General features: G+C 72.2%; 12 protein-coding genes. 6 read left to right on the top strand and 6 right to left on the bottom strand.

The annotated features are described in order from the left end of the window. Positions 1-59: 59 nt before the first annotated feature. From rpsI to O7617_RS16310, 6 genes are all read right to left on the bottom strand, one after another. Positions 60-524 (bottom strand): 30S ribosomal protein S9, encoded by a 465-nt coding sequence (rpsI, locus tag O7617_RS16335; protein WP_088987626.1) that lies wholly within the window; start codon positions 522-524, stop codon positions 60-62. A gap of 20 nt (positions 525-544) precedes the next feature. Then, positions 545-988, bottom strand: coding sequence for a 50S ribosomal protein L13 (gene rplM / locus O7617_RS16330; protein ID WP_088987625.1), 444 nt, complete (start codon positions 986-988; stop codon positions 545-547). A 221-nt stretch (positions 989-1,209) separates the two neighbouring features. After that, positions 1,210-2,592 (bottom strand): nitrate/nitrite transporter, encoded by a 1,383-nt coding sequence (locus O7617_RS16325; protein ID WP_282264503.1) that lies wholly within the window; start codon positions 2,590-2,592, stop codon positions 1,210-1,212. Positions 2,593-2,720: 128 nt separating this feature from the next. After that, complete coding sequence (locus O7617_RS16320; protein WP_145778937.1) at positions 2,721-3,014, bottom strand: hypothetical protein; 294 nt, start codon at positions 3,012-3,014, stop codon at positions 2,721-2,723. Next, on the bottom strand, positions 3,004-3,261 hold the full coding sequence (locus O7617_RS16315; RefSeq protein ID WP_282264502.1) for a DUF6364 family protein: 258 nt from the start codon (positions 3,259-3,261) through the stop codon (positions 3,004-3,006). The genes O7617_RS16320 and O7617_RS16315 overlap by 11 nt, the downstream gene beginning before the upstream one ends. Positions 3,262-3,351: 90 nt before the next feature. Further along, positions 3,352-4,047, bottom strand: a complete 696-nt coding sequence (locus O7617_RS16310) for a class I SAM-dependent methyltransferase (RefSeq protein WP_282264501.1) — start codon at positions 4,045-4,047, stop codon at positions 3,352-3,354. 230 nt (positions 4,048-4,277) lie between these two features. Between O7617_RS16310 and O7617_RS16305 the strand changes: the two genes are divergently transcribed. The 6 genes from O7617_RS16305 to O7617_RS16280 all read left to right on the top strand — a co-directional run bounded on the left by O7617_RS16305 (position 4,278) and on the right by O7617_RS16280 (position 12,308). Further along, a complete protein-coding gene (locus O7617_RS16305) occupies positions 4,278-4,568 on the top strand; it encodes a hypothetical protein (RefSeq protein WP_282264500.1) in 291 nt (96 codons plus the stop codon). Between the two features lie 190 nt (positions 4,569-4,758). Next, positions 4,759-6,921: a molybdopterin oxidoreductase family protein gene (locus O7617_RS16300; RefSeq protein ID WP_282264499.1), complete on the top strand. Its 2,163-nt coding sequence runs from the start codon at positions 4,759-4,761 to the stop codon at positions 6,919-6,921. Further along, positions 6,918-8,357, top strand: coding sequence for an FAD-dependent oxidoreductase (locus O7617_RS16295; RefSeq protein WP_282264498.1), 1,440 nt, complete (start codon positions 6,918-6,920; stop codon positions 8,355-8,357). Before O7617_RS16300 ends, O7617_RS16295 begins: the two co-directional genes overlap by 4 nt. Continuing rightward, positions 8,354-10,876 (top strand): nitrite reductase large subunit NirB, encoded by a 2,523-nt coding sequence (nirB, locus tag O7617_RS16290; RefSeq protein WP_282264497.1) that lies wholly within the window; start codon positions 8,354-8,356, stop codon positions 10,874-10,876. Before O7617_RS16295 ends, nirB begins: the two co-directional genes overlap by 4 nt. Further along, positions 10,873-11,220 (top strand): nitrite reductase small subunit NirD, encoded by a 348-nt coding sequence (gene nirD, locus O7617_RS16285; protein ID WP_282264496.1) that lies wholly within the window; start codon positions 10,873-10,875, stop codon positions 11,218-11,220. The genes nirB and nirD overlap by 4 nt, the downstream gene beginning before the upstream one ends. Next, positions 11,220-12,308: a uroporphyrinogen-III synthase gene (locus tag O7617_RS16280; RefSeq protein ID WP_282264495.1), complete on the top strand. Its 1,089-nt coding sequence runs from the start codon at positions 11,220-11,222 to the stop codon at positions 12,306-12,308. Before nirD ends, O7617_RS16280 begins: the two co-directional genes overlap by 1 nt. Positions 12,309-12,323 lie beyond the last annotated feature (15 nt).

Here is a 12,323-nt window from a genome sequence, read left to right as displayed (position 1 = left end):
CTCCCCGTCGTGGGGAGGCGGACCGGCCGTCCGTCAGAAGTACAACGCGCTGGGAAAGATCAGCGCTTCGAGTACTGAGGAGCCTTGCGGGCCTTCTTGAGGCCGTACTTCTTGCTCTCCTTGACCCGGGCGTCCCGGGTGAGGAAGCCGGCCTTCTTCAGCGCCGGGCGGTCGTCCGGCTCGCTGACGATCAGCGCACGCGCGATGGCCAGCCGCAGCGCACCGGCCTGGCCGGTGGTGCCGCCGCCACGCAGGTTGGCGATGACGTCGAACGCCTCGGGCTTCTCGGCGGTGACCAGCGGGTCCTTGATGAGCTGCTGGTGCACCTTGCTCGGGAAGTAGGCCTCGAGGTCACGACCGTTGCAGGTGATCTTGCCGGTGCCCGGGACGATACGGACCCGGACGATGGCCTCCTTGCGCCGACCCACGGTCTGGATCGGGCGGTCACCACGCGGCGCGCGGGCGACGGGCGCCGGTGCCTCGGTGACCTCGGGGGCGACCTCGGTCTCGGTGATGTCGGTCATGCTGATTCCTTCGCCCGCGCTCACTGCGCGATCTGCTTGATCTCGAACGGCACCGGCTGCTGCGCGAGGTGCGGGTGCTCGGCACCGGCGTAGACCTTCAGCTTCTTGATCAGCTGACGGCCGAGCTTGTTGTGCGGGAGCATCCCCTTCACCGCGAGCTCGATGGCCCGCTCGGGGCGCTTGGTCAGCAGCTCGTCGTAGCCGACCTGCTTCAGGCCACCCGGGTAACCGGAGTGGCGGTAAGCGACCTTGGTGTGGCGCTTGTTGCCGGTCAGCGCGACCTTGCCCGCGTTCACGATGACGACGAAGTCGCCCGTGTCGACGTGCGGCGCGAAAGTCGGCTTGTGCTTACCACGCAGCAACGTGGCGGCGTGGGTGGCCAGGCGGCCCAGCACGACATCAGAGGCGTCGATGACGTGCCACTGACGCTCGATCTCACCCGGCTTCGGGCTGTACGTACGCACAGGTCTACCTTGTCTCGTCGTCGGTCTGGGGTCGCGCGCCGAGGTGACCAGATCTTGCAGGCCGGACCAGCGCGCACGAACGACCAAGCGTACCTGATGGGGCACGCCTCTGGATGTCGTACAACAGCAGGCAACGATACCCGGCGCCCGGTACGCAGGTCAAAACGGGGGTACGGTCCCCCGCGCCGACCCGCCGCCGGTGGCCCAGCTCACACGCCGGCTCACACGTCGGCGAGCCGACCGGCCCGGGGCCGCAGGTAGACCGCCCAGGTGACCGCGAAGCACAACGCGTACCAGCCGATGAAGGCCAGGTAGGCGGCGTCGGCGTCGCCGGAGCCGAGGAACGACTGGCGGAACGAGATGTTGACCAGCACCCCTCCGGACGCGCCGACGGCACCGGCGATGCCGATCAACGAGCCGGTCATCCGCCGCGCCCACCGGGCGGCCGAATCCGGGTCACGACGACCCGTGGCGACCGCGGCCGCCGCCCGGGCCCGGAAGATCGCCGGGATCATCTTGTACGTGGAGCCGTTGCCGATGCCGGAGAAGACGAAGAGGGCGATGAACCCGGTCAGGTAGAGCCAGAACGAGTGCTCCCGGGCCGCGTACAGCACGGTGCCCGCGCCGGCCGCCATCGCGACGAAGTTCCAGAAGGTCACCCGGGCCCCGCCCAGCCGGTCGGCCAGGTGCCCGCCCAGCGGGCGGATCAGCGAACCGACCAGCGGGCCGAGGAAGGTCAGCCAGGCGGCGTCGACCGGGGTGGGGAACCGCTCGGCGAACTGGAGCTGGAGCACCTGGCCGAAGGCGAAGCCGAAGCCGATGAACGAGCCGAAGGTGCCGATGTAGAGCAGTGACATGACCCAGGTGTGCCGGTCGCGGGCCGCCTCGCGCAGCGCGCCGGGCTCGTTGCGCGCCCCGGGCACCGTGTCCAACCAGCGGGCCGCCGCCAGCGCGGCCAGCACGATCAGCGGCAGGTAGACCGCCGGGACCAACCGGGGGTACGCGGCACCGGCGGTGGCGAGGACCGCCAGCCCGACCAGTTGCACGGCGGGGACGCCCAGGTTGCCGCCGCCGGCGTTGAGCCCGAGGGCCCGGCCCTTGAGCCGCTCCGGGTAGAACAGGTTGATGTTCGCCATGGAGGAGGCGAAGTTGCCTCCGCCCACGCCGGTCAGGCAGGCGAGCACCATCAGGGTGGTGTAGGACACCCCGGGTTCCAGCAGCACCGTCATCGGCACCGTGGGCACCAGCAGCATGAGTGCGCTGATGATCGTCCAGCGCCGTCCGCCGAAGCGGGCCACCGCCAGCGTGTACGGCAGCCGTAGCACCGCGCCCAGGGCGGCGGGCACGGCGGTGAGCAGGAACTTCCCGGCCGGGTCGATGCCGTACGCCGGGCCGAGGAAGAGCACGGTGACCGACCAGAGGCTCCACACCGAGAAGCCGATGTGCTCGGCGAAGATCGAGACCCAGAGGTTGCGCCGGGCGATCGGTGCGCCCGTCGTCCGCCAGAAGTCGGGGTCCTCGGGGCGCCAGTCGTCGAGCCGGCGCCCACGGCCGGTGGTGGTCGGCGGCCCGACGGTGACAGCGGTGGTGGTGAGCGTGCTCACGGCGGCTCCTCCTGGTCGATGTGACGAGGAGGAACGCTAGGAACACCCGGTTACCTGGCAGTGCCCGTCGCGGGTCGGCCCGGATACGGCTACCGCACCACGAGCCGGCGGCGATGGTGAGGTGTCGATCAGAGCTGCTGGAGGATGCGCAGCGCGCGGCCCACCCGGAGCATCGTGTCGGTGTCGGCGACGTCCACGCATTCGGTGAACCACTTCTTCATCGGCGAGGAGATGCGGTCGGGCATCACCACGTACCGGCCCATGGACACGGCGAGCGGCGAGTCGCGCAGCAGCGACTCCTCGACCACCTCGACCACGATCACGATGGGGACGTCGGTGGAGTTGTAGACATCCGAGCTGACCACGAGGCCGAGGCGCTCCCGGGCGCCCTCGATGCGCCAGACCTCTCCCCTACGCAGCACGCGGCCGGCCGCCGGAGAGCAGGTCGTTGACCATGCCCACCTCGCGGGCGTCGGCGAGAGCGGCGGACTCCAAGTCCAGACCGGCCCGGCTCACGGCGGCGGCGTGCGCGGTGAAGACCTCGCGCAGCGCCTTCTCGCGGGCGGCCTGGTCCATCCACGCGGAGAGCGACAGGCCCTCGCGCTTGGCGAACCGCCGGGCCTCCTCGATCGTCTCGTCGGTGAACGACAGAGTCACCTTGGCAGTCATGCCGAGCAGATTACCCAGTGGTATGACCGACAGTCATCCCTGCGCTCACCGGCTCACCGTCGGGCGGCGAAACGCACAAAACGGTGGCCTTCAGGCGGCGCGACCGCCGAACACCGCGAACCGCCACTCCTTGAAGTAGCAGTCGACGTCGACCAGGCCAGCCTCGGAAAGCCACCGGCACTGGTCGGCCACCGTCGCCGGCCGGTCGTGCCGCATCCGCTCCCGGGAGGCCGCGATCTCGGCGGGGGACGCGCCCAGCTCGGTGATCTGCTTCATCCACACCTCGTCGTAGCGCCGGTCCAGCTCCGGGGTCGGGCCGGCGACCTGCTCGGCGTTGACGAACATCCCACCCGGTGCCAGCGCGGCGGCGACCCGCCGGTAGAGCGCGCGCTTGCCGGCGTCGTCCAGGTGGTGGATCGCCAGCGCGCTTACCACCGCGTCGTACCGGCCCGGCGGCAGCTCGTCGGCCAGGTCGGCGTGGACCGTCAGGTATGGCACGGACCGCGCGTCCAACTGGTCGGTGGCGCGGGCGAGCATCGCCGGCGCTCCGTCCACCAGGGTCAACCGCACTCCGGGCACCGCCGCGGCGAGCAGCAACGAGAGCAGGCCGGTGCCCGCGCCCAGATCCAACACCTCCGGGGTACGCCCCGCGGCGAGCGCGGCCCGCAACGGCGGCGCGGCGACCTGGACGGCGGTGCCGTAGAAGCTGTCAAAGCAGGGAATCAACCGCCGGCGCGCCTCGTCGTAAGTGCCGGCCACCGCGTCGAAGACGTCCACCACACTCATCGCGATCTCCCATTTGTTGGGACAAGTTTCCCACATCATAAGCGCAGCACGGTGAGCGGACTCATCCTGGACACAGGAAAAGCCCCCGGTTCCGTGAGACCTCCAGGACACCGGGGGCGGTTGGTGCTGCGCGGGTCAGCCGACGGGGCCGGGTGGCCGGACACGCCCGCCCCGGCGGCCCGACCATCGACCACCCGCACTCCCGCCAGGCGAGGTCCGGTGAGTGTTCGATGAACCGCCGACCTCGCCCGCACCAGCCGATGCGCCCGGGGTGGCTCTGCCGTAACTGCGCGGCGCCCTGGCCGTGTCCACCGGCTCAGCTTCACCTGGCGACCGAGTTCTACGGCCACTCGATCGCGCTGGCGTTCTACCTGGCGGCGAACATGCAGGACGCGGTCCACGACCTGTACTCACTGGGCGTTCACCCTGACCCGCGGGCACTCCACGCGCGGTTCCTCGGCTGGCTGCCACTGACCCGCCGACCACACCGCTACGACGTGCGTCGACCGCCTGCGGGGTGACGTGCGCTGCCGCTGTGGAGCTGATGTCGCAAACGAATCAACCGTCGATGTCGTAAACGATTCAGCTCCACAGGCTCCGACTCGCACCCTCCGACGCGCTCGCTGCCCCAGGGTGGTGTGAGGCCCACTTGACAGGACCGAAACAGAAGGGACCCGGACCGGAAACCGCCCGGCGGCACGCTTTGCCGACATGACAGACGGTGCACGGTCGGCAACTCGACCGGGGTTCACACCCCGGGAGGTGGCGACGCACTGCCCGTACTGCGCCCTGCAGTGCGGCATGACGCTGCGCGAGGACCACGCCGGAGTGACGGTCCACCCCCGCCAGTTCCCCACCAACCGGGGCGGGCTCTGCCAGAAGGGTTGGACCGCCGCCGAACTGCTCGACCACCCGGAGCGGCTGACCACCCCACTACTGCGCGACCCGGCCACCGGCGAGCTGCGCCCGGCGAGCTGGGACGCCGCGCTCGACCGGATCGTCACCGGCATCCGCGCGATCCAGGACGATGCCGGCCCGGACGCGGTCGCCGTCTTCGGTGGCGGCGGCCTGACCAACGAGAAGGCGTACGCGTTGGGCAAGTTCGCCCGGATCGGGCTGCGCACCCGGAACATCGACTACAACGGACGGTTCTGCATGTCCTCGGCGGCGGCCGCCGGGATGCGGGCCTTCGGCATCGACCGGGGGCTGCCGTTCCCGCTCGCCGACCTGGGTCGGGCCGACACGCTGCTGCTGGTCGGTGCCAACCCGGCGGAGACCATGCCGCCGCTGGTGCGCTGGCTCACCGAGCAGCGCCGCAACGGCGGCCGGCTGATCGTCGTCGACCCCCGGGTCACCGCCACCGCCCGTCAGGCCGACCTGCACCTGCAACCGCTGCCCGGCACAGATCTCGCGGTGGCCAACGCGCTGCTGCACATCGCGCTCACCGAAGGGTGGGTCGACCGCAGCTACGTGGCCGAGCGCACCAGCGGCTTCGAAGCGGTCCGCCGGGCTGTCGCCGCCTGGTGGCCGGCCCGCGCGGAACAGCTCTCCGGGGTGCCGGTGGCCGACCTGGAGGCGACCGCCCACGCTCTGGGCACCGGCGGTCGCGTGATCATCCTGACCGCACGCGGCGCCGAGCAGCACGCGAAGGGCGTCGACACGGTCACCGCGTACGTCAATCTGGCTCTCGCCCTCGGTCTTCCCGGGCGGGACGGTTCGGGGTACGGCTGCCTCACCGGGCAGGGCAACGGCCAGGGCGGGCGGGAGCACGGGCAGAAGGCCGACCAGCTCCCCGGCTATCGGAAGATCGACGACCCGGCGGCCCGGGAGCACGTCGCCCGGGTCTGGGGGGTGACCGCCGACGAACTGCCCGGCCCGGGTGTGCCGGCCTACCGACTTCTCGACTCGCTCGGCACTCCGGACGGCCCCCGGGCGTTGCTGGTGTTCGGCTCCAACCCGGTGGTCTCCGCGCCCCGGGCGACCCGGATCGAACGGCGGTTGCGGGACCTGGACCTGCTGGTCGTCGCCGACCTGCTGCTCTCCGAGACAGCGGCGCTGGCCGACGTGGTTCTGCCCACCGCTCAGTGGGCCGAGGAGGACGGAACCATGACCAACCTGGAGGGTCGGGTGCTGCGTCGCCGCGCCCTGCGCCCACCCCCGGCGGGCGTCCGAACCGACCTGGACATCATCTCCGACCTCGCGGCGAGGCTCGCCGCCGCCGAAGCCCCAACCGCCGCCGAACCGGACGGCGCGCGACCGGAGGCCGTCGCGGCTGCCCGGTTCCCGGCCGACCCGGCCGCCGTCTTCGCCGAGCTACGCCTCGCCTCCGCCGGCGGGGCAGCCGACTACGCCGGCATCAGCTGGGCCCGGATCGACGACCAGGACGGCGTCTACTGGCCCTGCCGCAGCGAGGACGGGCCGGACACCCCACGGTTGTTCGCCGAGGAGTTCGCGACCCCGGACGGCCGGGCCCGGTTCCACCCCGTCGACCATCGGCCGGCCGCCGAGGAGGTCTGCGAGACGTACCCGCTGCACTTCACGACCGGCCGGGTGCTGACGCAGTACCAGTCCGGCACCCAGACCCGCCGGGTGCCCGCGCTGCGCCGTGCCGCCCCGGAGGCGTTCGTCGAGCTACACCCCGATCTGGCCGCGCGGTTGGGCGTCGATGACGGCGACCCGGTGCGGGTCACCTCGCGGCGGGGCGAGTTGTGCGCTCCGGCCCGACTCAGCGTGGGGATTCGACCGGACACGGTGTTCGCCCCGTTCCACTACCCGGGGGCGCAACGGGCCAACTCGGTGACCAGCGACGCGGTCGACCCGATCTCCGGGATGCCCGAATTCAAGATCTGCGCGGTCCGGGTGGAGAAGGCATGACCGCCCGGGTGGTGATCGTCGGCAACGGGATGGCGGGCGCCCGCCTCGCGGGGGAACTGCACGCCCGCGAGGGTGACCGAAAGGTCACCGTGCTCGGGGCGGAGCCGCACCGCGCGTACAACCGGATCCTGCTCTCCACACTGCTGGCCGGTCGCATCGGCGAGCCGGACGTGGAGCTGACCGAGGCCGCGGGGCACGGCATCGACCTGCGCACCGGCGTATCGGTGGCCTCGATCGACAGGTCCTCCCGGGAGGTCCACACCGACGACGGCGAACGCATCTCCTACGACCACCTGGTGCTGGCCACGGGCGCGCGGGCGGTGGTACCACCCCTGCCCGGCCTGGATCCGGCCGACCTGCCGGAGCGGGTCGTTCCCTTCCGGACCCTGGACGACTGCCGGCGGATCCTCGCCGCAGCGGACGGCGCGCGCAGTGCCCTGGTGCTGGGCGGCGGTCTGCTCGGCCTGGAGGCCGCCCGTGGTCTGGCCAGCCGCGGGTTGGCCACCACCGTGGTGCACCCGAGCGAGCACCTGATGGAACGGCAGCTCGACCCGGTAGCCGGTGCGGTGCTCGCCGGCACGCTCGCCGGGATCGGCGTCACAGTGCAGCTCGCGGTGCCGGCTACCGGCGTCGTCGCCGACGCCGACGGCGTTCGCCTCGACCTGGCCGACGGGCGGACGTTGCGCGCCGACCTACTGGTGCTCTCCTGCGGGGTACGCCCCGACACCGCCCTCGCGCAGGCCGCCGGGCTGACCGTCCGACGTGGCGTGGTGGTGGACGACCGGCTGCGTACCGACGACCGGTCCATCTCGGCGATCGGCGACTGCGCCGAGCACGACGGCATGCTCACCGGGCTGGTCGCGCCCGCCTGGGCCCAGGCACGGGTGCTCGCCGACGTGCTGAGCGGAACGGACCCGTTGGCGCGGTACCGGCCCCAGCCGGTGGTGACCCGACTCAAGGCCGCCGGGATCGACCTGGCCTCGATGGGTGACCCGGTCGGCGGCGGGCCGGGCGAGGAGCTGACCTTCGCCGACCCGGCGCGGGGGACGTACGCCCGGTTGCGGATCCGCGACGAGCGGCTGGTCGGGGCGATCCTGCTCGGCGACAACCCGGCCGTCGGGACGGTGATCCAGCTCTTCGACCGTGGTCACCCGGTGCCGGCCGACCGGCGGGCACTCCTGCTGGGTCGGGCACTCGGCACAAGCGGAGCGACCCCGGCCGCGTCACCGGCACTGATGCCGGACGCGGCGACGGTCTGCCAGTGCAACACGGTGAGCAAGGGCGCGCTCGTCCGCAGTTGGCGCTCCGGAGCCCGGACCGTCGACGCGGTGGTGGCGGCTACCCGGGCCGGCACCGGCTGCGGCGGATGCCGGGACGCGGTGGGCGGCATCGTCGACTGGCTGAGCCAGGCGGAATCGGTGGAGGTGACGCGATGAACGGCGGCGATCTGGTCGTCATCGGCAACGGCATGGTCGGGCAGCGTTTCGTCGACGCGCTGCGCGCACGTGACCCGGAGGGTCGGTGGCGGGTGACCGTGCTGGCCGAGGAGCGACGCCCGGCGTACGACCGGGTGCGGCTGTCGGCGTACTTCGACGGGGTGAGTGAGAGCGAACTCAACCTGTACACAGCGCACGACGCAGTGCGGCTACGGCTGGGCGAACCGGCCACCGGCATCGACCGGGCCCGGCAGGTGGTGACCACCGACGGCGGCGAATACCCGTACGACGCGGTGGTGCTGGCCACCGGGTCGTACCCGTTCGTGCCGCCGGTGCCCGGCGCGGACCTGCCCGGGGTGTTCGTCTATCGGACGCTCGACGACCTGGCGGCGATCCGGGCGTACGCGGACGGCCGACGGGTCGGCGCGGTGATCGGTGGCGGGTTGCTGGGATTGGAGGCGGCGAACGCGTTGCGGTTGCTCGGCCTGAGCACCGACGTGGTCGAGTTCGCGCCCCGGCTGATGCCGGTGCAGGTGGACCAGGCCGGTGGCGCGATGCTGCGGCGCTACGTCGAGGAGTTGGGCGTACGGACCCATCTCGGGGTCGCGACGAGCGCGATCCGACCGGGTCCGGACGGCGCGGTCGCCGCGCTGGAGTTGTCCGACGGCGGCGTGCTCGACGCCGAGCTGGTGGTGGTGGCCGCCGGCATCCGGCCCCGGGACCAGCTGGCCCGGGACGCCGACCTGCCACTGGGCCCGCGCGGCGGGGTGCTCGTCGACGAGACCTGCCGCACCGCCGACGAGCGGATCTGGGCGATCGGTGAGTGCGCGGCCGTCGACGGCACCTGTCACGGTCTGGTCGCCCCCGGGTACGCGACGGCCGAGGTGGTGGCCGACCGGCTGGTTGGCGGCGCGGCGACGTTCCCGGGTGCGGACACCGCCACCAAGCTCAAGCTTCTCGGTGTCGACGTCGCCTCGTTCGGCGACGCCCACGGCGTGACCTCCGGCTGCCTGGACGTCACCTTCACCGACCCGGCCACCCGGGTCTACGCGAAGCTGGTCCTCTCCGACGACGCGCAAACCCTGCTCGGCGGCGTGTTGGTCGGCGACGCCAGCGCGTACCCGACGTTGCGGGCCAGCGTGGGCGGCCCGTTGCCGGCGGCGCCGCTGGCGTTGCTCGCCCCGGACGGTGGCGGGGCGGACGCCGGCGCTCTGCCCGCCACCGCCCAGGTCTGCTCCTGCAACGCGGTGACCCGGGGCGACGTGGACGCCGCCATCGCCGACGGCTGCGCGGACGTGCCGGCGTTGAAGGCGTGCACCCGGGCCGGCACGAGCTGCGGTTCCTGCGTGCCGATGCTGAAGCAGCTCCTGGACGCGGCCGGGGTGGCGCAGTCCAGCGCGCTCTGCGAGCACTTCGACGTCAGCCGCCGGGAGCTGTTCGAGATCGTCCGCGTACGCGGCATCCGGACGTTCTCCCGGCTGGTCGCCGAGCACGGTCGGGGGCGCGGCTGCGACATCTGCAAGCCGGTGGTGGCGTCCATCCTCGCGTCGCTGGGCAGCGGGCACGTGCTCGACGGTGAGCAGGCGTCGTTGCAGGACACCAACGACCACTTCCTCGCCAACCTGCAACGCGACGGCAGCTACTCGGTGGTGCCGCGGATTCCGGGCGGCGAGATCACCCCGGAGAAGCTGATCGTGATCGGCGAGGTGGCCAGGGATTTCCAGCTCTACACGAAGATCACCGGCGGGCAGCGCATCGACCTGTTCGGGGCGCGGGTGGAGCAGTTGCCGCAGATCTGGCGGCGGCTGGTGGACGCCGGCTTCGAGTCCGGCCACGCGTACGGCAAGGCGCTGCGGACGGTGAAGTCCTGCGTGGGCGAGACCTGGTGCCGGTACGGCGTACAGGACTCGGTGGGGTTGGCCGTCGCGTTGGAGCTGCGCTACCGGGGGCTGCGCGCACCGCACAAGCTCAAGTCCGCCGTCTCCGGCTGCGCCCGGGAGTGCGCCGAGGCGCGCAGCAAGGACTTCGGCATCATCGCCACCGAGACCGGCTGGAATCTCTACGTCGGCGGCAACGGCGGCTTCCGGCCCCGGCACGCCGACCTGTTCGCCACTGATTTGTCAACAGAAACCCTGATTCGACTAATCGATAGATTTTTAATGTATTACATCCGCACCGCCGACCGGCTGCAACGCACCGCCGGCTGGATCGAGGCGATGGACGGGGGCCTGGACCACCTGCGCTCGGTGATCGTGGACGACTCGCTCGGCCTCTGCGCCGAACTGGACGCGGCGATGGCCCGGCACGTGTCGTCGTACTCCGACGAGTGGCGCGACGTGCTCGACGACCCGGACCGGCTCCGTCGCTACACCTCTTTCGTCAACGCCCCCGACGTGCCCGACCCGTCGATCACCTTCGCTCTGGAGCGCGGCCAACCGGTGCCGGCACGGGGCGACACCCCCGCCGACGGTCACCGTCGTCGGCCGGTCACCCTCGGCCTACCGGAGGTACGGCGATGAACCAGACCATCACGCGGAGCTGGACGGCTGTCTGCGCCCTCGACCGCCTCGAACCGGACCGGGGGGTCGCCGCCCTGGTCGACGGGACACAGATCGCGTTGTTCCGGACGGCGGACGGGTTGTTCGCGATCGACAACCGCGATCCGGTCTCCGGGGCGTACGTGCTGTCCCGGGGCATCGTCGGCAGCCGTGGCGGTGTGCCGACGGTCGCCTCGCCGCTGCACAAGCAGGTGTACGACCTGCGCAGCGGGCACTGCCTCGACCTGCCCGGGGTAGCCGTGGCCCGGCACGACGCACGGTGCCGCGACGGTCTGGTCGAGGTGCGGCTGCGACAGGAGGGTTGATGCGGGAGGAACTGGCGGGCTTCACCATCGGGGTGACCGCCGACCGGCGGCGCGACGAGTTGGCCGCGTTGCTCGAACGGCGAGGTGCCCGGGTGGTGCTCGCCCCGGCGCTGCGGATCGTGCCGCTCTCCGACGACACCGAGCTGCGCGAGGCGACCCGTGCCTGCCTCGACCAACCGCCGGACATCCTGATGGCCAACACCGGCATCGGCATGCGGGGGTGGCTGGAGGCGGCCGAGGGGTGGGGGCTGGGCGAGCCGCTGCGCTCGGTGCTGTCCAGCTCGTACGTGGTGGCCCGGGGCCCGAAGGCGCGCGGGGCGATCCGTGCGGCCGGGCTGCACGACCAGTGGTCGCCGGCCTCGGAGAGCTGCGACGAGGTGGTCGACCACCTGCGCCGGCGAGGTGTGGCCGGGCAGGTGATCGCCATGCAGTTGCACGGCGAGCGGCAGCCCGACTGCACGATGGCGCTGGAAGCGGCCGGCGCGACGGTGATCGAGGTGCCGGTCTACCGCTGGGCTCCGCCGACCGATCCGGCGCCGCTGCACCGGTTGATCGACCTGATCGCCGGTCGGCTGGTGGACGCTGTCACCTTCACCTCGGCACCGGCCGCCGAGGCACTGCTGCGGGCGGCCGGGGATCGTACCGACGCGCTGCTCTCCGCGTTCCGCACCGACGTGCTCGCCAGTTGCGTCGGCGCGGTGACCGCCGAGCCGCTGCTGCGACGCGGGGTGCCGGTGAGCGCGCCGAATCGGGCCCGGCTGGGGGCGCTGGTGCGGACCATCGTCGACGAGTTGCCCCGCCGGACCGTCACCTTCAAGGCCGGCGGGCACCTGCTCACGCTGCGCGGGCACGCCGCCGTGATCGACGGCGAGTTGCGGCCACTCGCCCCCGCTCCGATGGCGGTGCTCCGGGCCCTGGCCCAGTCGCCCGGCCGGGTGCTGTCCCGCACTGCGCTGCTGCGGACGCTGCCGCGAGGCGCGGACGAGCACGCGGTGGAGATGGCCGTCGCCCGCCTACGGGCCGGCCTGCACGCGCCACGCGTGGTACAGACCGTCGTGAAGCGCGGCTATCGCCTACGGGTCGACTGACGCGTCGCGGCCAGC

It is taken from the genome of Micromonospora sp. WMMD1155, from assembly GCF_029581275.1.
Lineage (GTDB): Bacteria > Actinomycetota > Actinomycetes > Mycobacteriales > Micromonosporaceae > Micromonospora.
Note: the sequence above shows the minus strand (reverse complement) of the source record. Positions and strands in the feature narration are given on the sequence as shown.